Annotated in this window: 22 protein-coding genes; 8 read left to right on the plus strand and 14 right to left on the minus strand. The window is 70.3% G+C overall.

The genetic code is table 11. The annotated features are described in order from the left end of the window. Positions 1–53: 53 nt before the first annotated feature. From WME90_RS47620 to WME90_RS47635, 4 genes are all read right to left on the minus strand, one after another. Positions 54–548 (minus strand): SRPBCC family protein, encoded by a 495-nt coding sequence (locus WME90_RS47620; RefSeq protein WP_437278757.1) that lies wholly within the window; start codon positions 546–548, stop codon positions 54–56. Next, positions 532–864, minus strand: a complete 333-nt coding sequence (locus WME90_RS47625) for an ArsR/SmtB family transcription factor (protein ID WP_437278758.1) — start codon at positions 862–864, stop codon at positions 532–534. The genes WME90_RS47620 and WME90_RS47625 overlap by 17 nt, the downstream gene beginning before the upstream one ends. 441 nt (positions 865–1,305) lie before the next feature. Then, complete coding sequence (locus tag WME90_RS47630) at positions 1,306–1,815, minus strand: hypothetical protein (protein WP_437278759.1); 510 nt, start codon at positions 1,813–1,815, stop codon at positions 1,306–1,308. Positions 1,816–2,055: 240 nt separating this feature from the next. Beyond that, positions 2,056–2,457, minus strand: a complete 402-nt coding sequence (locus WME90_RS47635; RefSeq protein WP_437278760.1) for an MmcQ/YjbR family DNA-binding protein — start codon at positions 2,455–2,457, stop codon at positions 2,056–2,058. A 212-nt stretch (positions 2,458–2,669) separates the two neighbouring features. Between WME90_RS47635 and WME90_RS47640 the strand changes: the two genes are divergently transcribed. Beyond that, positions 2,670–2,897 (plus strand): hypothetical protein, encoded by a 228-nt coding sequence (locus tag WME90_RS47640; RefSeq protein ID WP_437278761.1) that lies wholly within the window; start codon positions 2,670–2,672, stop codon positions 2,895–2,897. 9 nt (positions 2,898–2,906) lie between these two features. Here the strand turns inward: WME90_RS47640 and WME90_RS47645 are convergent, their stop codons facing one another. The 4 genes from WME90_RS47645 to WME90_RS47660 all read right to left on the minus strand — a co-directional run bounded on the left by WME90_RS47645 (position 2,907) and on the right by WME90_RS47660 (position 6,651). After that, positions 2,907–3,458: a hypothetical protein gene (locus tag WME90_RS47645; RefSeq protein WP_437278762.1), complete on the minus strand. Its 552-nt coding sequence runs from the start codon at positions 3,456–3,458 to the stop codon at positions 2,907–2,909. A gap of 469 nt (positions 3,459–3,927) precedes the next feature. Continuing rightward, positions 3,928–4,794, minus strand: coding sequence for a helix-turn-helix domain-containing protein (locus tag WME90_RS47650; RefSeq protein ID WP_437278763.1), 867 nt, complete (start codon positions 4,792–4,794; stop codon positions 3,928–3,930). Between the two features lie 61 nt (positions 4,795–4,855). Then, entirely contained in the window at positions 4,856–6,004 is a 1,149-nt protein-coding gene (locus WME90_RS47655; protein WP_437278764.1) for an SUMF1/EgtB/PvdO family nonheme iron enzyme, read from the minus strand. Positions 6,005–6,105: 101 nt separating this feature from the next. Then, entirely contained in the window at positions 6,106–6,651 is a 546-nt protein-coding gene (locus WME90_RS47660; protein WP_437278765.1) for a TlpA family protein disulfide reductase, read from the minus strand. 228 nt (positions 6,652–6,879) lie between these two features. Here WME90_RS47660 and WME90_RS47665 point away from each other — a divergent pair, with 228 nt between their 5' ends. The 5 genes from WME90_RS47665 to WME90_RS47685 all read left to right on the plus strand — a co-directional run bounded on the left by WME90_RS47665 (position 6,880) and on the right by WME90_RS47685 (position 14,344). Continuing rightward, on the plus strand, positions 6,880–9,573 hold the full coding sequence (locus WME90_RS47665) for a HEAT repeat domain-containing protein (RefSeq protein WP_437278766.1): 2,694 nt from the start codon (positions 6,880–6,882) through the stop codon (positions 9,571–9,573). A 231-nt stretch (positions 9,574–9,804) separates the two neighbouring features. Then, on the plus strand, positions 9,805–10,218 hold the full coding sequence (locus tag WME90_RS47670; RefSeq protein WP_437278767.1) for a hypothetical protein: 414 nt from the start codon (positions 9,805–9,807) through the stop codon (positions 10,216–10,218). Next, the gene (locus tag WME90_RS47675) at positions 10,215–12,407 is read left to right on the plus strand and encodes a M20/M25/M40 family metallo-hydrolase (protein WP_437278768.1); all 2,193 of its coding nucleotides are present in this window, start codon (positions 10,215–10,217) and stop codon (positions 12,405–12,407) included. Before WME90_RS47670 ends, WME90_RS47675 begins: the two co-directional genes overlap by 4 nt. Further along, positions 12,404–13,642 (plus strand): formylglycine-generating enzyme family protein, encoded by a 1,239-nt coding sequence (locus WME90_RS47680; protein ID WP_437278769.1) that lies wholly within the window; start codon positions 12,404–12,406, stop codon positions 13,640–13,642. Before WME90_RS47675 ends, WME90_RS47680 begins: the two co-directional genes overlap by 4 nt. 201 nt (positions 13,643–13,843) lie before the next feature. Next, positions 13,844–14,344, plus strand: a complete 501-nt coding sequence (locus WME90_RS47685; RefSeq protein WP_437278770.1) for a hypothetical protein — start codon at positions 13,844–13,846, stop codon at positions 14,342–14,344. A 450-nt stretch (positions 14,345–14,794) separates the two neighbouring features. Here WME90_RS47685 and WME90_RS47690 read toward each other — a convergent pair whose 3' ends face one another. Then, on the minus strand, positions 14,795–15,268 hold the full coding sequence (locus WME90_RS47690; RefSeq protein ID WP_437278771.1) for a cupin domain-containing protein: 474 nt from the start codon (positions 15,266–15,268) through the stop codon (positions 14,795–14,797). Between the two features lie 414 nt (positions 15,269–15,682). On the opposite strand from WME90_RS47690, the gene WME90_RS47695 reads away from it, so the two are divergent. Then, positions 15,683–19,048 carry a protein kinase domain-containing protein gene (locus tag WME90_RS47695; protein ID WP_437278772.1) on the plus strand — a complete coding sequence of 1,122 codons (3,366 nt, stop codon included), beginning with the start codon at positions 15,683–15,685 and terminating at the stop codon, positions 19,046–19,048. A gap of 111 nt (positions 19,049–19,159) precedes the next feature. Here the strand turns inward: WME90_RS47695 and WME90_RS47700 are convergent, their stop codons facing one another. The 5 genes from WME90_RS47700 to WME90_RS47720 all read right to left on the minus strand — a co-directional run bounded on the left by WME90_RS47700 (position 19,160) and on the right by WME90_RS47720 (position 23,924). Then, on the minus strand, positions 19,160–20,536 hold the full coding sequence (locus tag WME90_RS47700; protein ID WP_437278773.1) for a hypothetical protein: 1,377 nt from the start codon (positions 20,534–20,536) through the stop codon (positions 19,160–19,162). Positions 20,537–21,100: 564 nt separating this feature from the next. After that, positions 21,101–21,229: a hypothetical protein gene (locus WME90_RS47705; protein WP_437278774.1), complete on the minus strand. Its 129-nt coding sequence runs from the start codon at positions 21,227–21,229 to the stop codon at positions 21,101–21,103. Between the two features lie 36 nt (positions 21,230–21,265). Next, positions 21,266–21,526 carry a hypothetical protein gene (locus WME90_RS47710; protein ID WP_437278775.1) on the minus strand — a complete coding sequence of 87 codons (261 nt, stop codon included), beginning with the start codon at positions 21,524–21,526 and terminating at the stop codon, positions 21,266–21,268. Between the two features lie 134 nt (positions 21,527–21,660). After that, positions 21,661–23,571: a hypothetical protein gene (locus WME90_RS47715; RefSeq protein ID WP_437278776.1), complete on the minus strand. Its 1,911-nt coding sequence runs from the start codon at positions 23,569–23,571 to the stop codon at positions 21,661–21,663. Positions 23,572–23,708: 137 nt separating this feature from the next. After that, complete coding sequence (locus WME90_RS47720; protein ID WP_437278777.1) at positions 23,709–23,924, minus strand: hypothetical protein; 216 nt, start codon at positions 23,922–23,924, stop codon at positions 23,709–23,711. Positions 23,925–24,127: 203 nt separating this feature from the next. Here WME90_RS47720 and WME90_RS47725 point away from each other — a divergent pair, with 203 nt between their 5' ends. After that, complete coding sequence (locus WME90_RS47725) at positions 24,128–24,289, plus strand: hypothetical protein (RefSeq protein ID WP_437278778.1); 162 nt, start codon at positions 24,128–24,130, stop codon at positions 24,287–24,289. Positions 24,290–24,407: the final 118 nt, after the last annotated feature.

Raw genomic sequence — 24,407 nt, forward strand, 5'->3', positions numbered from 1 at the left:
CCGCGTCGCCCCGAAGACACGGGAGGAGCCCCGCGCACGGCCGGGTGGGGGCCTCACGCCGCCGACAGCGTCTTGCCTGTCTCGAGCAGCGTCTTCAGATCGCTCAGGATGTAGCTCCAGCCGCCGCCGGCCTCCTTGATCTCGCCCGAGGTGATGGCAGCCGTCTTCGGCGCATCGCCGACCTCGTGGGTCACGGTCAGCGACGTGATGCCGTAGGGGCTCACCTCGATCTCCCACGTGAGTCGCCTGAACCCCTCGGCCTTCATCTCGGGATCCCAGAGGATGCGCCACGTCTGAACGAGCTTTCGCGGAGGGTCGGCCTCGATGACCTCTCCATCGATGATCACGTTGGGGCCGCCGTGCTTGGCCATCTCCGTGTTCGCGAACGCCTGGTATTTGCCGCCGGGGCGCAGATCGTACTCCGCGCGGGCGCAGTAACCGTATCTCTCGATCCACTCGGGCTTCGTGATCGCATCCCAGACGGCCTGGGGCGTCGCCTTGATGTGGACCCGGTAGACGTGGACAGGCTTCTCACTCTTCGTCGTCATCGTTCTTCTCCAGTTGGTTCTTCAGATCCACGAGCGCCGAGAGGCGCCCCTCGGTGTACTTGTCGATCCAGCGATCGTGGATTTGGCGGATGGGGACCGGGTTCAGGTAGTGAAGCTTCTTTCGGCCTGATCGAACCGTGACGACGAGCCCCGCGGCTTCGAGCACCCGAAGGTGCTTCATCACGCCGAACCGCGACATCTCGAGCTCGGACTCGAGCTCCGTGAGCGTCAGGCCGTCACGCGCGAAGAGCCGGTCGAGGAGGGAGCGCCGGGTGGGATCGGCCAGCGCCTTGAAGACGCGATCGTCGTCCGTCACCTCCTTGATATGTTACCAAATGGTCACCTGTCAAGGTCCGGCATGTTCGGCCGGCGCGCGTCCCGGGGGCGGGTCGCGCAGGTGCTCGGATGTAGGGACCCTGCCATCGCCCTGGGCCTGGCCACGCGCGGCACTGCCCGTGGCCGACGATGCTGGGCGTGGCCCGGCACCGGCCCGCGCCGGGGGGGCAGGCATGGGAGGGGTGGCTAGGTGGGGCTGGCGAGGCGGTCTTCTGGCCCGCTCCGCTATCCCGAGGGGCGTCGAGACCTTCCGGGCTGAGTTTCAGCAGCCCCGAGGGGTGCCGAGACCTTCCGGGTTGAGTTTCGGGACAGGTTCTTCGTCAGCGGCGCGCCCGACAGCTCGACGCTCGCGCTCGGCGACCGAAAGCATCGGCGCGAGGCGGCGCGCTGACGCGGGCCGGGGGGGCGACCTCACGAGCCCTCAGGGGGCCTCGCCGTCGGTCGCCTCCTCTTCGAAGAGCGCGGGGCACTTCTCGTTGATGGCCGCGCACGCCGCGGGCTGCTGCAAGAGGTCCTCGAGGCCCGATGCACACGTGAGCGCTTTCATGGACTCAGCGCTGGCGGTCGTACAGGCCTTGGCCTCCGCGACCGTCGCGGTACACCCCGCGAACTTCGATGTGTCGCAGGAGAGGACCTCCTCAGGCTCGTCCGGAGAGCTGACGCACTCCGCCTTGACGGCCTCGCAGTCTCCTCCGAGGACGCTAAGGCCTATCCCGGTGAGCTCGCACGCATCCTCCTTCGAGACCTTTGTCGAGCGTGCGATGTCCGCGCACACCTGCTCGGACTCTGCGGCCGTCAGCTGGCCGAGCTGCTTGCCGTCGAGCTCGCTCCCGTTGCCCGTCTCGCCACCGGGGCCGCTCCCCTCGTCATCGCCGCACGCCACGAGCGCGAGCCCAGCCATCAGCAATCCAAGAAGCTTCATCCGTGTCATCGAGCGCTCCCTCATCGAGAATGTTCACCTGAGTGCCCGCGCGTCGCTCCAGGACGGCTCCGCCGAAGGAGGCGAGCGAGCTGCGCCGTCGACCGGGCAGGCACGCGAGCGTGAACACACTACGGTCGCCGTTCAATTTTTCTTCCTCGTGGAGAGAAAATGGACAGCGGCCTCCGGCGCGAGCTTCCCCGCGCGCGGCCGAGGCGCTCTCCGGCCGCGCGTCTTGGCGCCCCGTCACCGTCAGGTCGCGCGCTGGCGCTTCCGCGGGCGTGAGGGAGAGCCCGGAGGCGTTGCAGGCTCCCCGCTGCGGCCGGCATCCCGCTCCGCGACCACGCGCTTCGGCGCCACGCGACGCCAGGCGCCCACGAGCAGCTCTTCCAGGAGCGTCCGGTCGACGCGACGGAGCTCCACCCGCGTCCAGCCCTGGTGGCCCCACGGCGTCACCGAGAAGACGTCAGGCTGCGCTTGCACCAGGCTGTCCTGCTCGTCCAGGGACAGCTTCAGGACGGCGCCCTCCTGCTCCACCCAGTGGGTCGCGAAGATCTTCCCTCGCACGCGGAACGACGGCTTGCCAAAGTGGTCCTGCTCCTCGGCCTCGGGCAGCGACAGCGCGAGCTTTCGAAAGTCGTCGGAAGAGATCATGGGGGTGTGTTCGCACCTTCGATGCATACGTTGGGGCGCGCGACGCCGGGGGTATTGTAAATAGTTTACCTCGCGCCTACCGCGTCGCTCAACGACGGATTGGCCGTGCGTGCGAGACGATGGCGGGCCATTGGCGCGCGCTCGCGCGGGGCCACCGGACATGCGGCGGGGCGCCTTCCGCTCCGGACCCCGGAGGCGCTAGGCTCCTCGCCATGGGACAGGTGAGTCGGCTGGTCATGGGCGCAGTGCTCGGAGCCGCGGTGGGAGCTACCGTGGGGCTGCTCCTGGGGGCGCTCTTCGGGGGCAACTTCGCGACCGATTTCGAATCAGGGGGGCTCCGGGGATACGAGGCGACGGGCCGGCTCGGCCTGTTGCTGGGCGCCGCGCTCGGGGCGGTGCTCGGCGCCGCCTTGGCCCGGGCGCGAAGACGAGATGGATGAGCCGCAACCCTATAGGGCGTCGGAGAACGTCACCACGGGGTTGTGATTGCACTCCGATGAGCCCCCACACCACGTTCCCGGATGGCCCAAGCCCACATCGTCGTGTTGCCATGCCCTGATGCCGAGCCGATACTCTATCGATGTACCGGCAGGGTTGACGGGAATGTTGGCGATCGTTACTCCAGATCCGCCCGGGAAGTTCGCTGGAGTGTAAACGCAGGTTGAGCCTATGAGGCTTCCATAACTGTTGCCCCCGGTGGCGAAGAGCCAGGGGCCCGGTGAGCTAAATGGGAGCGTAACTCTGAAATAAAGACCCCACGTGAGCGCCGTGTGATTGCAGTCCCATGCCGACGAATTCACGTTCAGGCCGTACTGGGGCGTCATGAGCTTTTCGTTCGAGCCGTTCTTGAACTTGAACCAGCTGTAGCCATAGCACTCCGAGCCGTTGAACCCGAAGACTGAGTACGAGGAATTGCCGCTGGACAGCGTGCCGAGATCGCGATCGATCGGCAACGTGCCTGCTCGAAGGTCGTCGATGCAGCCCTCGGGGAGATCGCTCATCCCCACCTCTTGAGCGTGGGCATCCCGTTCCCAACAAAGCATAGGTATTGCCAAGGTGATGGCGCTTGCGATGATAAGATTCGCGGATCGCATCTCTGGATTTCTCCTTCTCGACCGTAAAGCGCTGGCTCCCTGCGCAGCGTGACCCCGCTGCTGCTGGGGCTCGCTCGGAGGCTCAGAGCAAGCCATGTGCCGGGCGCAGAGGACGCTTGCTTTCTCGAACCGTCGCGTTCCACTCGCCGGGGCATGGGTCGTCCGCCGTGAAGTGCGGCTCATTCCTCTGCGGCATGTCACGGGTTGCGCCGTGACATGTCCTGGATCGCGGCGTGACATGTCACGGGCCGCGGCGTGACATGTCACGGATCGCAGCGTGTCGTGACCCACCCCTGTTGTTTCGCGAGCTCGCCACGCGGGGCTTCCGAGGCACCGTGCGGACCGCTCAGCGTCACGTCGCTCGGGCAACGAGGGATCAGGGGCTCATGCCGGCGACGTCGATCAGCGCCGCTCGCGCCTTCGTCGGGGTCGTCCCGCTGAACTGCTTCACGTCGCGCGCGAGGTGCGCCTGGTCGTAGTAGCCGAACCGCTGCGCGAGCTCCGCCCACGTCCCCGTGGCGCCCGTCTTGAGGTGCCGCACCAGCCGGTCGAAGCGCACGAGCCGCGCGAGGAGCTTGGGGGGAACGCCGACGTGCTCGCGGAACAGATCGATCACGTGCTTCTGGCTGTAGCCGAGCTCGCGCGCGAGGGCGCGCATGTCGACCGCGCCCCCGCGCTCCTCGATCCGGCGGAACGCCCACGAGACCACGCCGACCTCGATCCGCGCCTCGGCCACGCGCTCGCCGAGCGCCCGCTCGATCAGGTCGAAGCGCGCGTCCCAGGTCGGGAGCTCCTCGAGGCGCTCCGCCAGCCGGGCGTGCTCCCTGGGGAGCAGATCGCGCACGGAGATCACGCGCCCGGTCAGCTCCGCCATGGGCACGCCGAAGAAGAGCCGCGCGCCGATGGGGGTGAGGTTCACCTGGAGCCCGCGCTGGAAGCCGTCGTGCTCGGTGAGGGTGAAGGTGTCGTCGAGGCCCGCGACGAAGCCGCCGCGGTGCGAGGAATGACGGCGATCGCTCCCCGCGTCGAACACGCGCAGCGGCGGCCCGAGCTCGATGATCACGACGATCTGCGGCGCCGGGAGCTCTCGCCGCCGCAGCGGTCCAGGCGCCTCCTCCGTGTAGCCGCTGTAGTCGCGGATGTAGGGGCGGAGGTGCGGCGCCGGGGGACGCGTCGCGATCTCCCAGCGGCCCTCACCGGACTTGCCGCGGGCGATCCGGGCACGAGGCGCCAGCGCTTGCATCGCGGGGAAGGGTACCCGCCCGTGCACGCGCGAGCCAGCCGCGCGCGCCGGGCGTGGCACCTCAGCGGATCGTCTTGCAGCACCGGAAGCCCAGGTGGTAGTTCGCGTGCCACGCGTCCTCCATCGGCTCGACGTGCCACCGCGGGCTGTAGGCGCAGTGATCGGGGTAGGTCTCCCGGCCCTTCGGCCTCGGGGCGTCGTGCTCGCGGGCGACCTCGACGTAGAACCAGGCGCTCCCCTTGAGCTGGCTGTACAGCTTGCCGTCGTCGCGGTCGCGGCGGGTCATGATCTCGGCCACGTTGCCGTGCTGATCGAAGACGCCGAACCGCGAGCGGCACGCGGGGTAGGACCCCGCGGGCTCGGTGTCGGTCGCGCAGGTCTGGTAGGCCGAGCGCGCGGTGTCGCCGTCGCACGGCTTGCCCTCGACGTCGCGGTGCGGGGTCTGCGTGTGGCAGACGGCGAGATCGAGCTCGTCGCCATACGCGTACGTCCTCGGCTTGCCGCCCCCCGGATCGCCGCGGCACGCGAGGCTCCACTCGTCCTCGGTGCAGAGGCGCTTGCCCTGCAGGCTGCAGACGGTCGCCGCCTGCGTCGGGCTCGCCCACACCATCGGCAGCTCGCACGGCTTGTTGGGGAACTCGAAGATGTCGATGCAGAACTCGGCCGACGCCGGCTTCCCGCGCTTGTACACGGGCACCATGTTCTCCTGGCCGCCGCAGCGGGCGCGCTGCTCCTCCGTCTGGAGGACGACGCCACGGAGGCCCTCCAGGCACTGCTCCTTCGAGCGCGTGTGCCGCGCGAGCTCCTTGTTGCCCTGGTTGAGCCGGGCAGGGGAGCCGCCGCCGAAGTTCTTCTCCAGGAAGAGCTCGGGGTTCTTGAACTTCCGCTCTCGCTCCGAGAACTCCTTCAGCGAGAAGAGCCGCACCAGATCCTCGCGCGCCTCGTAGTGGGTCGCCATCGGATCCCCGAACGTCCCGGGCGCGCCAGCGTCGCCGCCGGCCGCGGTGGGGGCGCCGGCGTCGCCAGAGGCCGGAGGGGCAGGCGCCGCCGTGGCGGAGGCCGCCGGGCCGGCCGACGGGGCGGAGGCGCTGGCAGGCGGCGGCGCGCCGCCGGCGTCGCGGCCGCGATCGGCGTCGCCGCGGGAGCAGGCCGGCGCGGCGGCGGCGAGCGCCGCGAGCGCGAGGCGCAAGGGACGGGAGGGAGGACGCACGTGGCGCGAGAGAAGCACGTGGAGCGAGCGAGGCACGGGGAGCGAAGGAGGCACGTGGAGCGAGCGAGGCACGCGGCGCGAGAGGGGCACGTGGCGCGAGATCAGAGGGCGGCCGCGACGATCTCGGAGAGGCTCGCCTCGTCGACGACGCCCGTCAGGTAGGCCGCGACCTTGCCCTGCCGGTCGATCACCACGAGGCTCGGCAGCTTGTCGACCCCGTAACGGCCCGAGGCCTCCTTCGCGGCGTCGATGAGGATGGGATACGACAGGCCCTTCTTGAGGGCGTACTGGCTGGCCACGTCGGGCGGGTCGTCCACGTTGACGCCGAGCACCACGAGCCCCTTCTTCTGGTACCGGCGCGCGATCCGGTCGAGGATCGGGGCCTGGACCGCGCAGGGCCCGCACCATGTCGCCCAGAAGTCCAGGATCACCGGCTGGCCCTTCAGCTCGGCGATCTGCATGCGCGCGCCGGGATCGCCGTTGGCCGCGACCGGCAGCGTCACGTCGGGGGCCTCCGTGCCGACCATGCCCCCGACCCCGGGCGCGAGGCGCGGCAGGATCACAAGCCCAAAGAGCGCGCTCAGGGCGATGAGCAACGCGACTGCAGGATAGAGAATCTTGCCGGAATTGGACTCGGGTTCGGCCATACGGGCCCTGGGCTTCATAGCAAATCTTTGGGCCTACGTCCGAGCGGCTCTGGTACGGTCCGGCGCCTCGACCGGCCGGGCGCTTCGCCGCCTGGCCCGGGGGCGGGGGCGCAGCGCGGCTCGCCGCGCGACGCCGCCGCCGCCGGGAGGGGTCGGGGGCGCAGCGCGGCACGCCGCGCGATGCCACCGCCGTTCGGGTCACGTCGTCGCCCGCGCGCTGGAGGAACCATGCTCGATCGTCCGAATCTTTCACGAGAGAATCCCGCGGGGCCGCGCGGACGGCGCCCGCCGCCGGGTCCCCTTCCGGCCAAATGGGCGGCCAAGTGGCCCCCCGATGACAACGACCTGCCCGGAGCCCCGCCGGCGCCCGCCGGCGGCGGCGGCTTCGCGGACGACGGCAACTTCAAGCGCGGCCGGTTCAGCCCCGTGTCGATCGTGGTCGGCCTCCTCGTCGCGCTCGGCGCCGCGGGCGCCATCTGGTTCGGCGTCAAGGCGGACAGCCAGAAGATGACGGTCGACGCCGTCTCCAAGGAGAAGAAGAACATCTTCGTCCTGCCCAAGAAGGACCAGCTGCCCCTGTGGCGCAAATGGGCCGCCGCGAGCGCCGAGCTGTCGCTCCAGCAGGAGGCCCTCATGCAGCTCGCGTGGGCCGACGATCCCGAGGGCGTCACGCACGCGCAGAACGCGCTCGCGCTCCCCGACCACCGCGTGAAGGGCGTCGCCGCGCAGGTGCTCGCCTACTACGGCTCGCCCAAGGCCGACGGCGCCAAGCACGCGCTGCTCGAGGCGCTCAAGGTCGCGGACGAGAGCGACCGGCCCCAGATCGTGTGGGCCCTCGTCGAGCTCAAGGAGCCCGCCGCGTTCAAGGACGCGATGGACCAGTACAGGAAGGGGTTCCTCTCGAAGGTCGAGCGGCTCGGCGGCGGCATCGCCTTCGACCCCGAGAAGCTCGCCGGCCTCGTGTCGCTCGAGGAGCTCTCGAAGCTCGCGACCGACGAGAGCTCGTCGGTGCGGCAGCTCGTCGCGACGGTCCTGTCGCGCAACGCCGAGCCCAAGTGGACGAGCTCGCTGATCACGCTCGTGAAGGACAAGGACGTCGAGGTCGCGCGCGAGGCCGCGAACGGCCTCGGGCGGATCGGCGACGAGACGGCGCGCGCCCCGCTCCTCGAGGCGCTGTCGAACGCCGACAAGGCCAGCCGCCAGCGCTTCCTCGAGGCGCTGCGCGACGGCATCGGCGGCGAGGGGCTCGTCCTCGCCCTCGACAGCGTGAAGCAGGATCCCGAGGAGACGACCTGGTTCCAGACGAAGCAGATCATGGAGATGCTGCGCGAGCTCGCGGATCCGCGGTCCGCCGACCCGCTCGTGAAGTGGATCGAGGCCAAGAAGCCGCCGCTGCACTGGCAGGGCGAGGCGGGGACGCGGCTCGCCGAGATCGGCGACATCCGCGGCGCCAAGTACATCGGCGAGCGAATGCTGGCCGACCCGCTCAAGCTCTACAAGGTCGAGAAGTTCTGGGAGGCGGACGAGGGCGGGCACCTGTCGCGCACCGATCTGCCGCGCGTCGTCGGCGCCCGCATGCTCGCCGATCTCGCCACGATCCACACCGACAAGGCCGCCGAGCTCAAGGCCGCGGCCGAGGCGCCGGTCATCCTGTGGCTCAAGGATCGCCCGCAGCCGCACGCGAACGGCCTGCGCTTCCTCGCCACGGTCCGCTCCGAGAAGATCCTGAAGGACATGCGCGACTGGGCCTTCCCGACGGACCCGCTCCCCAAGGAGGGGCAGCTGCCGCCGTTCCCCGCGGCCTTCGAGACCGCGCAGAGCGCGCTCCGGTACATCGGGCGCATGAAGGACGAGCCCTCCTATCCGAAGCTCCTCGACCAGTTCAACCGGAAGAAGGATCCGAAGATGGACATCACCCAGGACGGGCTCCAGGGCGCTGGGCTCGCGATGCTGGGGATGGCGCTCCGCGCGGTCGCCTACGGCGCGTCGCAGGGGCTCGCCGAGTGGGGCGACCCGCGCGCGGTGGAGAAGCTGACGAAGCTCGTCGAGGACGAGATGTGGCACGAGGAGGCCCGCCAGGCCGCCTGCGAGGCGATCGCCTGGTGCGCCGACGACAAGACGATGGTCGAGATCGCGAAGAAGGCGAAGGAGTTCGCGAGCAAGAAGGAGCCGCGCAAGCAGCTCATCGGCGCGTGCTACGCGTCGTCGCTCGCGCTCCGGCCGGTGCCCGGCGCGGCCGCCGACCTCGTGCCGCTCCTCGCGGCCGACGTCGAGCCCGGGGTGCGCATGGCCATCGCGCGCGCCATCGGCATCGGCGGCTTCGACGAGGCGGTGCAGGGGCAGCTCTTCGAGAAGCTCAAGGACGTCGAGGTCCGGAACGCGGCGGCGCTCGCGCTCATCCTCGGCGGCACGAGCGACACCGCGGCGCGGACGGTCGCGATGTACGCCGACTTCGACAAGAGCGCGCTGGACGACCTGAAGGACCACTACTACCGCGCCTTCGGCTACTGGTCGGACGAGGACTTCAAGCGCGGCAACCTCTACCGGTACGTCGCCAACGCCGAGGCGGTCACGCGGGTGAAGGTCGCCGACGCGCCGCAGGAGTGGGCGCGGCAGCGGCTCCAGGCCCAGTTCGACAACCTGAAGTACGACAACGGCCCGCACTCGGAGACCCGCGTCGTGCTGCGCTACCGGCTCTACCAGGCGGCGAAGAGCGGCGACGGCGCGCAGAAGAAGGGCGCGATCGATACGCTCAAGTTCATGAAGGAGAAGGGCATGCTCATGGCCCTGCGGCACGAGCAGGGCGAGACCGGCGCGCTCGCGAAGCGCGCGTTCCACGAGCTCATGAACCCGAAGGCCACCGTGGCCGAGGACCTGAGCAAGTTCGCCCCGGCGAAGGCCGCGGGCTCCGACGTGCAGTAGCGGCGCGCGGAGCCGCGGCGCGCGGCCCGCGCGCGCCAGGGGCAGGCAGCCCGGGAGCGCTCGAGGAGAGGTCGTCCTCTCCAGGGCTCCCGGGCTTCCTGTTTTTGTGCTGGCAGCGCGGCCGGTTGCGTGTCCGGCGCGGGTCGGGCTGGCCCGGGTGGCCGGGTGACCGGCGCGTGTCGGGCTGGACAAAACGCACGTTTCGGAAGAGTGTTCGCGCCGAGGTGCACTGTGGCGACCTGGCGTGATGAGCTCATCGAGGCCGTGAAATCGAAGGCGGAGCGCGAGGCAGAGGAGCTCGCGCGGCACAAGAAGCGGGTCGCCGAGGCGCTCGCGGCCGCGGAGTCGGCCGTGTCGCTGGGGGCCGAGTCGCTGAAGTTCGCGCACGAGAGGCTGCGGGAGAAGGGGCAGCCCATCGTGCTCTCCCAGGAGCCGGACAAGCACCGCCTCGCGTTCGGCGAGTTCAGCCTCTCGCTGGAGCTCCTGCGGGACTCCGCGATCGTCCGGGTGACCTTCGGCGACGGCAAGCCGCGCGAGTTCGACTTCGCGAAGGACCGCCACATCGCGCCCGCCGACGTGGAGGAGTACATCGGCCGCCGCGCGCTCGAGCTGGTCCGCGCGGCGCAGAAGGCGTCGCCGTGGTGAGCGCGAGGCACGCGGCGGCCTCGCCGTCGCCGCTCTGCGCGCGAGGTCTTCGCCGCGGCCTGGTCGCCGGCCTGCTCGCCGCGGTCGCGGCGTGCGCTCCGCCGGCCGCGCCGCCTCAACAGCCCGCCGCGCCGCCGGCGTCGAAGCCGGCGGCCGCCGCGGCGCCCGCCGCGCCGGCCTCGATCGACGTCGATCCCGCCGCGGAGGCGCGGATCGCGGCGGACGTCGCGTACCTCGCGTCGCCCGAGCTCGCGGGGCGCGGCACGGGCGAGCCCGGCGCCGATCTGGCGGCCGAGTTCATCGCGCGCCGGTTCGCCGAGCTCAAGCTCTCGCCGCTGGGCGGGCCGGGGAGCGACCCGAAGGCGTACCGGCAGGTGTTCGACGCGCGGGTCGGCGCCGACGTGGCGCCCGCGGCGCTCGCGGTGCAGCGCGCGGGCCGGAAGCAGGGCGTCGAGGCCGGCAAGCTGGTCACGGCCGACGGGAGCGCGAGCGGCACGGTGTCGGGGGCCGCGGTGCTCGTCGGCCATGGAGTGACCGCGCCGGCGCTCTCCTGGGACGACTACGGCGGCAAGGACATCGAGGGGAAGATCGCGATCGTGCTCGACGGCGTGCCCACGCTGGCCGACGGCCCAGGTGGAGCGGTGCCTGCTGGCGCGCACGGAGGCGCGGCGCCTGCTGGCGCGCACGGAGGAGCGGCGCCTGCTGGCGCGCACGGAGGCGCGGCGCCTGCTGACGCGCACGGAGGAGCGGCGCCTGCTGGCGCGCACGGAGGAGCGGCGCCTGCGGGCGCGCACGGAGGCGCGGCGCCTGCTGGCGCGCACGGTGGAGCGGCGGCCGATCCTCATCATGCGCCGTCCCCGCGGCCGGCGGACGCGCTTCGCGACTTCGGCAGCGTCCGATACAAGCTCCGCACCGCCCGCGAGCACAAGGCCGCCGGGGTGATCCTTGTCGCGGCGGGCGACGAGCTCCCGCGGCTGCCGGACGACGCGGCGAGCATGGGGATCCCGGCCGTGGTGCTCACGCGCTCCGCGGCCCGCGCGCTCTTCCCGGCGGCCGGGCTCGCGCCGCCGGCGAAGCCGGCGGACGCGGCGCCTGCCGCGGCGAAGCCCGCGGCCGTGAAGCCGGCAGCGACAAAGGCCGCTGCGCCGAAGCCGCTCGCCGGCAGCACCGTCGAGATCACGACCAACGTCACCGCGCGGACGGCGCCGGCGTCGAACGTGATCGGCCTGCTCCCGGCGCGGGACGGCTCGCCCTACGCCGGCGAGTACATCGTCGTCGGTGCTCACTACGATCACCTCGGCTACGGGGGCACGTCGTTCTCACGCGCGCCCGGCGTGCACGCCGTCCACCCGGGCGCCGACGACAACGCCTCGGGGACCGCGATGCTGCTCGAGGTGGCGCGGCGGTTCGCCTCGCTCCCCGAGCGGCCGGCCCGGAACCTCCTGTTCATCGCGTTCGGCGCCGAGGAGCTCGGCACCATCGGCTCGCGCCACTTCGTCGATCACCCGCCGGCGCCGCTCGCGGGGATGAAGCCGGTCGTGGCGATGATCAACGCCGACATGGTCGGCCGGATGCGGGGCGACAAGCTCCTCGTCGACGGCCTGGGCACCTCGCCCGACTGGAAGCCGATCGTGGACGGCGCCGCCCAGGGGCTCGGCCTCGCGCTCCAGTTCGGCGTCGAGGGCTTCGGCGCGAGCGATCACTCGTCGTTCACCGCGTCGCGCGTCCCGATCGCCTTCCTGTTCACGGGCGTCCACGAGGACTACCACCGGCCGAGCGACACCGCGGACAAGATCAACGCCGCGGGCGTCTCGCGGTGCTCGGTGCTCGCGGCGCGGATGGCGCTCGCCCTGTCGCGGCGCGACGCGCGGCTCGCCTTCACCGACCCGCCCGCCGACCCGCACCGCAGCATGCGCGGCGGCTTCCGGGCGTCGCTCGGCACCCTGCCGGACTACGCGTACCAGGGGCCCGGCGTGAAGCTCACGGGCGTGCGGCCCGACGCGCCCGCCTCCCGCTCCGGGATGCAGGCGGGGGACGTCATCGTGCGCATCGGCGCGCACGCCGTCACCAACATCCACGACTTCATGTTCGCGCTCGGCGATCTCGAGCCGGGGCGCGAGGTCGAGATCGAGGTGGATCGCGGCGGGACCCGGGTGCCGCTCAAGGTCATCCCCGCCCCCGGCCGATGAGCCGGCGCCCTCGTCGCGCCGCGCCGCCGGTCGCGCCACCTCGACGGCGCAGGGCCCCGAGCGGGCCCTGCGCGGCCAGCCTCGCCTTCCTGTGCGGCCTCTCGGCCGCGATCCTCGCCTGCGACAGCCCGCACCCCGCACCGGCCGACGCCGCGCCCACCGGAGGGCCCGAGCGCGCCGGCGCGGCGGCCGAGGTAGAGCCAGCATCACCCGGCGCCGTCTCGGAGGAGCCGCCTTCCGCCGGGGCGGAGCTGCTGTACACCGCGGCGGAGCCGCTGGATGCCGGCGCGGAGCTGGCGTGCTTCGCGGCGGGACCGGACGCTGCGTCGGAGCCGGACGCTGCGGCAGCGGACGCCGCGGCGCCGAGCGCGGTGGAGCCGGACGCCGCGGCGCCGAGCGCGGTGGAGCCGGACGCAGCGGCGGCGGCCGACGGCGGCTCGCCGGACGGCGGCTTGCCGGACGGCGGGCTTCCCGGCAGCTCCGAGGGGTGCCCGGACGACATGGTCCTCGTCGAAGGCGACTACTGCCCCGTGGTCGAGCAGATCTGCCTGAAGCACCACAAGGAGTACGAGAAGGACCGGGAGCGGCGGGGGGCGTCGTCCTACAGCGAGGCGGAGGGCCCGACCAGCGTCAGCGAGCGGTGCCTCGAGTACAGGCGGCCGAGCGAGTGCCTCTCGAAGAAGCGCGCGCCGATGCGGTTCTGCGTCGACCGGTACGAGTGGCCCAACAGGAAGGGCGAGCTCCCGGCGGTGCTCGTCTCGTGGCGGCAGGCCGTCAAGGCGTGCGAGGGCGCCGGCAAGCGCCTCTGCACCGAGGACGAGTTCAACTTCGCCTGCGAGGGCGAGGAGATGCTCCCGTACACGTACGGCTACGTCCGCGACGCGACAAAGTGCAACATCGACCGGCCGTTTCGCCAGCGCGAGGTGACGCTCTACCACTACGAGCGGTGCATGCGGCACCCCAAGTGCAAGGCGGAGCTCGAGCGGCTCGATCAGCGCGTGCCTGTGGGCTCGATGCCGGCGTGTGTATCGCCGTTCGGCGCCTACGATCTCAACGGCAACATCAACGAGTGGGTCGTCCGGCCGGGCCACAAGTCGCCGGAGCGGAGCGGGTTGAAGGGCGGCTGGTGGGGCCCCATGCGCGGCCGCTGCCGCCCGACGGTGGGGTTCCACAAGGAAGAGGACTACGGCTACGAGCAAGGGTTTCGTTGCTGCAAGGATGCGGCTCCCCGGTGAGCGCGCCGTGGCGCCTCCTTTTTGAGGGGCGCGTGGCCGCCGACCGGGGGTACGCTGCTGTCCAGCGGGCCCGCGACGCGGCGCTCGCCGGCGAAGGGCCTTCGGCTCCTCCTCCGGGGGCCGGGGGCTCAGATCTCAGCGACGGGTCGGCACCGGCCCGTCGCTCACGCGGGGAAGGCCCCGCACCTCGAGGAGATCTTGATGAAGCGATCCATGTGGTTCACCAGCGCGCGCTCGGCGGCCTCGGTCGTCCTTGCCCTCGGAGGCCTCGGGCTCCTGACCTCCGCGTGCAGCCGGGGCCGAGATGCCGAGGATGCGTCGGACCAGCAGTACAACAACGCCTACAACCAGCAGCCCGGGCAGTACCAGCAGCCCGGGCAGTACCAGCAGCCCGGGCAGTACCAGCAGCCCGGGCAGTACCAGCAGCCCGGGCAGTACCAGCAGCCCGGTCAGTACCAGCAGCCGGGGTATCAGCAGCCCGGGCAGTACCAGCAGCCGGGCACGACCGCCCCGGCGACGACGGCGCAGCCGAGCCCGCTCGCGCTCCCGTGTACGAACGACATGGTCTGCGGCACGCACAAGTGCAACACGGCCGTGGGCAAGTGCGCCTTCCCCTGCGCGGCGAACACCGACTGCGCGGCGGGCTTCTCGTGCATGGGCGCCGGCTCGGCGACTGCGATCTGCGTGCCCGGCGGGCAGTAGGGAGCGCCGGGGCGCGGCTGCACGACGGGTGCGGCGGCGTTCGGAGAGCCTGACGGGAGCGCCACCTTGCGCGCCGCGGCAGGGCTCGGCTCTCGTCATGGCAGCCGCGAGGGCGGCTGGCAGCCTCGCGGCAACCGGATCCGGTTGCGCGAGGGCAGCTGAGCAGCCTCCCCGTAACCGGATCCAGTTGCGCGAGGGCAGCTGAGCAGCCTCCCCATAACCGGATCCGGTTGCGCGAGGGCAGCTGAGCTTGCCACGCGCGGGCGCGCGGCGTGCCAGCAATGCGCCTTCGCTGGCCATGTCGGGGCGCGATCACACGACGCGCGACGCTAACAGTATATCCGTACCCGTTCCGCGAAACGAGGTCCTCGGCCGCGCCCGTACGCGATCGACGGGCGCGCCGCGGCGACAACGCCCCTCACTGCACCCCCGGGTCGGGTACGCTGACCACTAATATGGCGTCCCGTCTTTGTGCTGGAACTGCCACTTGCCGTCAGCCCCCATGACGGCCTTTAGATCATCGTCTGGATACGACCCGGAATCACCCGGCAGACGATCTCCTACCTCCAGGTACACGACATCCTCCGTTGACCGGTTCACCAGATGATGCCCGTCGGGATCTCCCCCCTTGAACCCCATGCACATGCCGGGGTGGAGCGTTGTTTCTCCGGTATTGGTGACGAGCGTTGGATGGCCTGAAAGAATGTAGACGAACTCATCTTGGACCGAATGCCAGTGACGCAGAGCTGACATCGCGCCGGGTTTCAACGTGGTGCGATTCACGCCAAAGCTCTTAAGTCCGAATACATCACCCAGGGCCTGCTTCTGCCGACCGGCGACGCGTGAGGCAAACGGCTCCGGGTAGTTGGATGGCTTGGCTCGAGGCGGAACATCTGAAGCGATCACTGGACCTGGCTTAGTCACGTGCTTTCTCCTTGCGTGCTTGGTTCATCGAGTGCGGCGCGAAGAGCGGTGCTGGGCCCAAGCCGGCGAGCGAGGCCACGTTGAGGACATGGCGAGCTCCAAGCTGAGCGCTCGCCCGATCCCCGAGCCGCCGCCTGTGATGAAGGTGACTGCATCCTTCCACGTTTTCTCCTGTGCTCTCCGAGCAGGCAGGCAACACGCTGACCTCGCGCGTGTCAAGCTACCATTCGGCGCGCCGAGTGCACGCGAACGCGCTCTTCGCGATGCCTGTCGCGATAAGGGCGCGTCTCGGGAAAGACCCGTTGCCAGGGGAACACGCCAGTGGAGGCGCTCCCCGCAGCGCGCCATCGGGCTGGCCTCCATGGACACGTTTCGCCGCCCGCACGGCCGTGCCACCTTGTCCCCACTTCCAACATGTCGGCGCCGGAAGAAGACGCAACGCTCGAGCCCACGCTCCCGCCGGAGCGCCCCGGCGCGCTTGCCCCGGGTCCAGCGCAGGGCGGGCCCCCGGCGTCGACGACGGTGCCGCCGGCAGACGCCTCGACGCCGACCCGGCCCCTCCCTCCGGCCGAAGGGAGTGCGCACCCGTCTGACACCGAAGCGGAAGGGGGCGCGCCCACGCGCAGCGCCGCGGCCGAAGCGTCCGGGGTTCCGGTCGCTTCGTGGGGCCGTTACGAGCTCGTCAGGCCGCTCGGGCGGGGCGGCATGGGGGAAGTGGTCGAGGCGCGCGACAAGCGCCTGGGCCGAGCGGTCGCGCTCAAGTTCATCCGCGGGGCCGACCCCGATCGCGCCCTGCGCCTCTTGCAGGAAGCCCGCGCGCAGGCGCGCATCGACCACCCGAACGTCTGCAAGGTCTACGAGGTCGGTGAGGTCGCGGGCAGAGCGTACATCGCGATGCAGCTCGTGCGCGGCCGGAGGTTCGACGAGGCGGCGAGCGAGATGTCGCTGCCCGCCAGGGTGCGGGCGATGCGCGCGGTGGCCGAGGCGGTCCACGAGGCGCACCGGCTCGGCATCGTGCACCGCGATCTGAAGCCCTCGAACGTGCTGATCGAGCGGGCCGAGGACGGGAGCTTCCTCCCGGTGGTCGTCGACTTCGGCCTCGCCTACGAGGCCGATCGAGAGCAGAGCCTCACCGAGACCGGGGCGCTCCTGGGCACGCCGGCGTACATGGCGCCCGAGCAGGCGCGCGGCCAGGCGCACGGCGCCGACCAGCGCGCGGACGTCTACGGCCTCGGCGCCACGCTCTACCAGCTCCTCTGCGGCGCGCCGCCGTTCGAGGGCGCGACCCCCGCCGCCACGCTCTTCAAGGTGCTGCACGAAGAGCCCCGACCCCCGCGCGCGCTCGCGCCCGAGCTGCCCGCCGACCTCGAGACGATCGCCCTCAAGTGCCTCCACAAGGAGCCCGAGCAGCGCTACCCCACGGCGAGGGCCCTCGGCGAGGACCTCGGGCGCTTCCTCGACGGCGAGCCGATCCTCGGCCGGCGACCCGGCCTGTCCTTCCGATTGCGGCGGTTCGCGCGCAAGCACCGCGGTCTCGTGGCCGTCTCGGCCCTCTCGCTCGCGCTCATCGCGGCGCTCGGCGCCCTCGGCCTGCGCTCGCAGCTCGACGCGCGGCGCGCGCGGGCCGAGGTGGCCGAGCGGGCGAGGCTCGGCGAAGAGATCGGCCAGGAGGTCAAGGAGATCGAGTGGTTCCTGCGCGCCGCCTACGGCCTGCCGCTGCACGACACCGGCCGCGAGCAGGCGCGGGTCCGCGAGCGCATGGCGCGCATCGCGGCCCGTCACGTCGACGCGGGCGGCGCCGGCGAGGGGCTCGCGCGCTACGCCCTCGGGCGCGGGCACCTGGCGTTGCTCGAGTTCGACGAGGCGCGCGAGCAGCTCGAGCGGGCCCGCGCGCTGGGGATCGACTCGCCCGAGCTCAACTACGCGCTCGGGCGCGCGCTCGGTGAGCTCTACCGCCGCGCCCTCGAGGACGCACGGCGCAGCGGTGGCGCCGCGTGGGTGGCCGGGCGGCGGCGTGCGCTCGACGAGCAGTACCTCCGGCCCGCGCTCGCCGCGCTCGAGAAGAGCCGCGGGCTCGGCCTCGAGTCGCCCCACCACCTCGAGGGGCTCATCGCCCTCTATCGCCGCGACCACGACGCCGCCGCGCGCGCCGCCGAGCGCGCCGTCGACGAGGCGCCCTGGTCGTACGAGGCCCGCCGGCTCGCCGGCGACATCGCCCACGCGCAGGCCGTGGATCGCTTCGATCGAGGGGAGTACGACGGCGCGCGCGCCGACCTGGAGCGGGCGATCGCGAAGTACGACGCGTCGCTCGAGATCGGCCGCAGCGACGCGCTGACGTACGAGGCGCTCGCCGTGGCCTGGCTGAAGCGGGCCGAGGTCGACGAGCGGCAGGGCAGGCCCCGCAAAGAGGCGCTCGGGCGCGCCCTCGATGCCTCGGGCAACGCGGTGCGGGCGGCGCCGGGGCGCGCCTCGGGCCACACCCGGAGGGCCCAGGTCCTGATGAGCTGGTATGAGCTGATGAAGGACGAAGGCGGCGGCCTCGAGCCCGAGCCCATCCTCGATGAGTGGCTCGCCACCGCCGCGCGCGCCGTCGAGCTCGACCCGAGCGACGTGTACGCGCACGACGCCGCGGGGCTGGCCCACTTCACGCGCGGGTTCGAGCAGGCGCGCGCGGGCCTCGACCCGGGCCCCGCGTGGGACGAGGCCGGCGCCCGGCTGACGCGGGCCCTCGATCTGGAGCCCAACTACCCGTGGGCGCTCAACGATCTCGCGAACGTCCACCGCTGGAAGGGCAACCACCGGCGCGACAAGGGCCAGGACCCTCGCCCCGAGTACGCCGAGGCCGCGCGTTACTATCGCCAGGCGTTCGAGAGCGATCCGAAGTACCTCTTCCCCTACTGGAACCTCGGCGACCTCTACAACGACTGGGCCTCGTACGACCTCGCGCACGGGCTCGATCCGCAGGACACGGTGCAGAAGGCGCTCGAGATCGGGCGACAGGCCCTCGCGCTCGACGGCCAGTTCTACCAGGCGCTCAACCAGGCCGCGGTGGCCGAGCTGACCCTGGCGCAGCACCTCGCCGAGCGCGGCGCCGACCCGCGCCCGTCGATCGAGCGCGCCTTCGCCCACCTCGATCGATCGCGCGCCATCAACCCCGCTGCCGGGCGGACCTCGTCGTACCGCGCCGAGGGCCACCGCCTCGCCGCGCTCTACGCCCTGCAGTCGGGCGAGGATCCGAGCGACGATCTCGAGGCCGGGCGGTCCGCGCTGGCCGAGGCCTACAGGGCAGAGCCGAGCTGCCTCGGCTGCCTGCTCGCGGGCGCGCAGCTCGGCCTGGTCGAGGCCCGATGGGCGCGGCAGAGGGGGCGCTCACCCTTGCTCCCGCTGCGGAGGGCGCGCGACGACGCGCGGCGGGCCATCGCGATCTACCCCCACGCCGAAGGCCACGTCGAGCTCGCGCGCGCCTGCTGGCACCTCGCGCGAGCGTCGTCGTCGGCCGAGGCTCGCGGCGCCGCCGACGAGGGGCTGGAGCACGTCGAGCGGGCGCTGCGCCTCGACCCGCTCCTCGCGCACGCCCACGCCCTGCGCGGCGGGCTCTTGCTCTCGCGGGCGCGCGGGGCGGCCGACGCGAAGGCGCGCCGCGAAGGAGCGCGAGAGGCAGAGGCCTCGCTCGCGCGCGCCTTCGAGCTCGACCCGCTGCTCCGGCACGAGTACGCCGAGGCGGCGCGTGAAGCAGAGCGAGGGGCCGAGGGCGCCGAGCCGGGCGCCGCTCGGCCGTAGGCTCGGCTTGGGGACATGTGCCCGGTGTCAGGCAGCTGTGCCCAAGTCGAGGCTGATACCGCGGGTCAGAAGTCCCCCCTGATCTGTCTGCGTGGCTGGTCCCGAGCGAGCTCAGAACCCTTTTTTCCTGAGGATGAACTGGCCACCGTCGGCCGGGGGATCGTAGGTCTCTCCGGCGAAGTCGAAGCCCGTGTCAAAGGCCCCGCTGACCCATACGCCGCCCTTCGCGTCGACCGCGATGTGCGTCAGCCCGTTCGGAATGCCGCTCGCGAACTCGACGCTCTCACCCCTGTCGCCGTTCGCTTCGAAGCGTGTCAGGCACCCCCCTTGGGGGGTCTGATCGTTGGCGAGATCACCATAACGACAAGCCACATAGCTCTGGCCTCCGCTGCCCAGCGCCAGGGCCTTTCCGAAATGATCCGGCGCCCCGAGCGCGCTCGCCCAGCGCACCGCTCCAGCGTCCAGAAAATCATAGAGGACCGAACCTGTCACCTCCTCCTCGAAGCTCACCGCATGATCGAGGAACGTCGACGGAGAGGTCTGTGTGGCCAGGAGCATCAGCCGTCCGGAGCTCGTGGACTTCAAGTCATGCACATAGTCGAAGGACGCGCCCCCGAAGCGCTGCGCGCGCAGGGGAGCACCGCGCTCCGGATCGAGCCAGGCGAGCCAGCCATTGTAAACCACGGGGTCATCCTGTCCCCCAGCCTTCGTGAGCACGGCCTCGCCTACCGTGAGGACTCCAGTGAAGACGCCGCCGACGAGGACCTCACCGCTTCCAGTGAAGGCCAGCGCGGTCGCGTAGCCTTGACTCCTGTCGTGCTCGAACGTCTCGCTCCAGATCTGCTCGAGCGTCGAGCCGGAGAATTTCTGGATCAGGGGCTTTTGAACGGTGGCGTCGTCGTTATACACCCCGAGCCCGACGACAATATCACCCGCCGCGTCGACGGCCATCGCGCTCAGGGGCGTGCTTCCTTCGAGGGGTACCCCGACCGCGTTCGAGATCGAAAAATCGGGGGCCACTTTGACCAGGTAGTACCCGTACTCGACCGCCTTCAGCGTGAACTCACCGAAGGTCATATCCGCATAGAGCTGACCGATGAGGAGGATCGACCCTTCGGGATCGACGGCCAATAGCTCGGGCTCGGCCGCGCCGGTGAGCGAAAGCACGTTCAGGACCTCCCCCTTCGTCGAATATTCAGCCAAGAAGGGCTCATCCACCGCGTCCGGGAGGAGCTCCGCCGGGGCCCGCGCTCCCACGGTCACGACGGAGCCATTCGGCATAGCTGCGAGCGGTTGACCAAACCCGAAGGCAGGACGCCGTGGAAAGATCAGCAGGAACTCTTCGCCGCTATCACCGGGTTCACCCTCCGCGCCGCCGGTACCGCCACCGCTGCTGCTCCCTCCGCCTGATGAACTACCGCCGCTCGATGCACCACCGGACGCCGCGCCACCGCCCGCGCCTGCTCCCGACGAGCGCTCCTCGGTCATCGCGGGGCCGCCCACGGTCGTTCCGCAGGCGAGGAGCGCGAGGGAGAGTGAGCCTGCCAGAAATGGGGCCGCGAGGCGCGGCGTCAGGCTCGGCCTCTGTCCTGCTTTGACACACCCTGGCACATGGAGAAGGTCGCTGCTTCCTCTGCTCGGGCCAGGGAACGGCGCGATCGCTGAGTTTTTTCCAGGACTTCGAAGGATTGAGTTGGAAAGCATGTCTCGGTGCGGAGCAGAATTCGTGCCGCTATTGCGCGCCGGGCGCGTTCCCGTCTTCGAATGTCCGCTCACGGGCGCGGACCACGACGTCAGCATGGTGCAGAACTACGACATGACGGTATTCAATAATCGGTGTGCTCGAAGAGGCCCGCTTCCATGCCGACCGTGAAGCATTCCAGCCAGACGTCGAAGCTCGGGAAGAGAATGCAGCGAAGCTCGTCGTCGCGAGACCACCGCGAGAGCTGACCTCCCTCGCCGCCGTACGCGCCCGTGGGATCGAGCGCGATGAAGCGCTGACTCGAGTCGGTCAGGAGCGGGCGCCAAGACGCGTGACCTGCGGCGCGGGTCTCACCCCCTGAGGGTCGCGCCGTGGATATGCGCCGCGAGATCGGCGTACTTCATCCGGAACCGCCCGCAGCCCTCCCGTGTGATCCCGTCGAGGATCCGCGTGAACTCGGCCAACTGAAAGAGCTTCAATTAAAACAGCCATTTAACCCACCCACGCACCTTGAATCACATCCCGTTCTTTTGCTGCCATTCGATAAACGCCGCTTCATCAGCATCATGCTTCAAGCCTTCATAAAAATGAACTCTATCAGCCATCCCTCTCGATTCTATGTGACCAAAAAAATCCATCGTTTGAGCCATGGTATCGTATTTATCGCAAAAATTTTGATCTGTAAATTTTTCGTAGTATCCGCTCACCAGACGCTCTGCATCTTCGAGTGAATATCCATAAGACGATTGTAAATGTCCCACTACGCGCTCAAACAAGAAAATTCGTCTTCATCGGTTGAAGTTTTCAGCTTCATAAAACTTATCCTTCGCTTAACTAAGTATTGATTAAATATATCAACTGCTTTTCAGTATGAACACTAGTTGGTCGAGCCGCCGCGATGGTCCGAGCTTCACCTGGGGACGCGCGAGATCGAGGCCCCGTCGCTCCAGTAAACATGGCTGGCATCGACCTCGATCTTGCGCACGGGGGTCTCTAGCACGCTGGCGATCACGTCCGGCATCCGCGATCCGCACGCGAGCACGCGCTCGATCCCGGCCGTGCCGAAGAAGAATACGTCGTCCCCGTCGAGCGCGAGCGCGTCCAGGGCCGCGTGGTAACCAAAGGGGCCCACCCCCCACAGCTCCTCGCAAACCGGGTCGGCGATCGAGCAGCGCTTCAGGTTGCCGGGGCCAGTGAGCACGTCACCGATCGAGAAGACGTCTGTGTCCGTCGCGGCGATCGAGTACCCTCCGAGGGAGGGGAGCCCGGTCGGCGTACCGTTCTTGTGGACGCTTTGGCCCTGCTTGATGAACGGGTCGTGGATCGTGAAGAAGAGCATCGTCGAGTTCTGGGTGAGGTTCGACAGCGGGGCGCGGATGCCGAACGTGATGTCGAGCGGTGACTGGTAGAGCAGCGTCGTGGGGCCGCCCGCGATCGGCGCCGCGAGCAGGCGATCGGCGATGATGAAATAGGCATTGGTCCCGTCGGATACGACGTAATCGGGCGCCGTGCCCGGCTCCGACGCGATGATGGCCGGCGACCCGCCCGTCTTGGGGACAGCCATGACCGTCCCACCGATGGTGTTCGTCCAGAGGACGCGCGTCGCGTCGACCGCGATGTGCCCGGGGCGCTCCTGGAAGCTGGCGAGTTGGTGGATGGCGCCTCCGCCGACCGGGACGCTGTTGATGGTGCCGTCCGTCGCGTTGACGAAGTACACGAGCCCCCCATCGACGACGAAGTCGCTCACCGTCGCCTCCACGATCCTGAGCGTCGCCAGATCCACGCAGCGGCCATCGCGGCACATGGCACCCGTCGGACACCGCGTATCGCACGCGCCGCACGCGCCGTTCTCGTGAGCGAGATCGGTGCATTCTCTCGGGAGGCACGCATCGGTGGTGCCGGGCGGGCAGGGCTCGCACCGGCCGGCGTTGCACACCGCGAACGCGTTCATGGGGTCCTGGCAGACGGCGCCGCACGCGCCGCAGTGGCTCCGGTTCGTCGTGAGATCGGTGCAGACGCCGTCGCACGCCGAGAGGCCCGTGGGGCAAGGGAGCTGCGCGTAAACGCAGCTGCCAGCGACGCACTCAACGGATTGCCCCGGCGACGGGGCGGCGCAGGGCAGATCGCAGCCGCCGCACGCGTGCACCGCCGTCTGGGTATCGGTGCACAGCCCGTTGCAGATGACATAGGGCGGACCGCACGCGCCCACGCAATGGCCGCCAATGCATCGTTCGCTCGTCGCGCACGCGTTGCCACAGGCGCCACAATGGGTCGGATCGTCGACGACGTGGACCTCGCATCCGTTGGCTGGATCCATGTCGCAGTCGACGAAGCCGGGAAGACAAGCGCCGAGAGCGCACGCCCCGCCTGCGCACAGGGTGAGCCCGTTGGGAAAGGAAGGGCACGGGCCGCAATTGGGGTCGCCGCAGCCCACCGCGGCGTCTTCCACCGACCGGCACGTGCGCACCGGACCCTTCGAGCAGAGCTTCTGCCCGGGAGCGCACGCGGCGCCACAGCTCAGCTGCCCGCCACCGGAGCCCGTCTCGGAGCCGCCCGAGCCGCCGGTCCCTCCCATACCGATCGAGCTGCCCGTGCCACCCGGACCACTCGAAACGCCCGAACCGCCGGTGCCGCTCGCGCTTGAGGACGACGACGAGGACGGACCGCCGCCCGAGCCGCCGGTCCCGCCCGCGCCGCCTACGCTCGAAAAGCCGTCGTGATTGCCTCCCTGGCACGCAGCCGAGAACGCCGTGGTGAATGCCATGAGCCGGAAGGCGGGCAGGTAAGTAACGTCGCGCATGGCGGCTTGGGTGCGGACCAAGCTTGCCGCATTCAGCGTCAGGGGGTGAGAGCACGGCAAGGGGACGCCGGCCGCGCCAGGCTCGGCCGTGTGCTACGGCGCGCGCCGCGAGTCGGGGGCCTCCCGGGGGCTGCCCGCGCGGCGGCCGGTCACCGCTGCTACCGTACGGCGTCGCCGCCGCTCCGCGCGGGCGCGAGCTCCGCGATGACGAACAGGTCGAGCAGCGGCGGCGCGATGCCAGCCCGGACCGCAAAGTCGCGCGCCGTGTGCGCGGCGCGGAGCTCGAAGCCCTCCGACGACACGAGCGCGCGCAGGTGCTCGAGGTCGTCGAGTCCCCGGCGCAGCATCGAGCGGAGCGCGCGCTTGCGCAGCAACCTCCTCTACCACCGCGCCCCGGAGTAGCTCGTGCAGGTGCTCGCCGTGATCGGGCTCTCTCCGATGTTCGGGGCCGCCCGCGGAATCGTCCCGCCAGAAAAATCGGTCGATAACGAGCGGTCGCTTGAAACAGTAGTTCCTCCTGACGTTCAACGACAACAACACGAACGTCGCCACCCGCACCACAACGAACGACAGCTACGTGGCGACGAAGCCCGGGGTGTATTTCAACTTGGCCGATCTGACCGTTGACCTGCCCTCTGAAACGAAGTTGAGGACAATCTCCGGCATCAACAATCACGGCGACATGATTGGCAGAAACGCTCAAGGCGGGTATTTTCTTCTGGAGCGCGTCGGCGGGTGATGATGGCCGTGGACCCATCACGACGGCAGCGGGGCGTTTGGTACCAGTACTACAGCCGCACGTCGGTGAGCATTGAACGAGCTGGGCTCCACCAGTGTGCGGACAAGCCAAGCGTCAC

The organism is Sorangium sp. So ce375 (assembly GCF_051473855.1).
Lineage (GTDB): Bacteria > Myxococcota_A > Polyangia > Polyangiales > Polyangiaceae > Sorangium.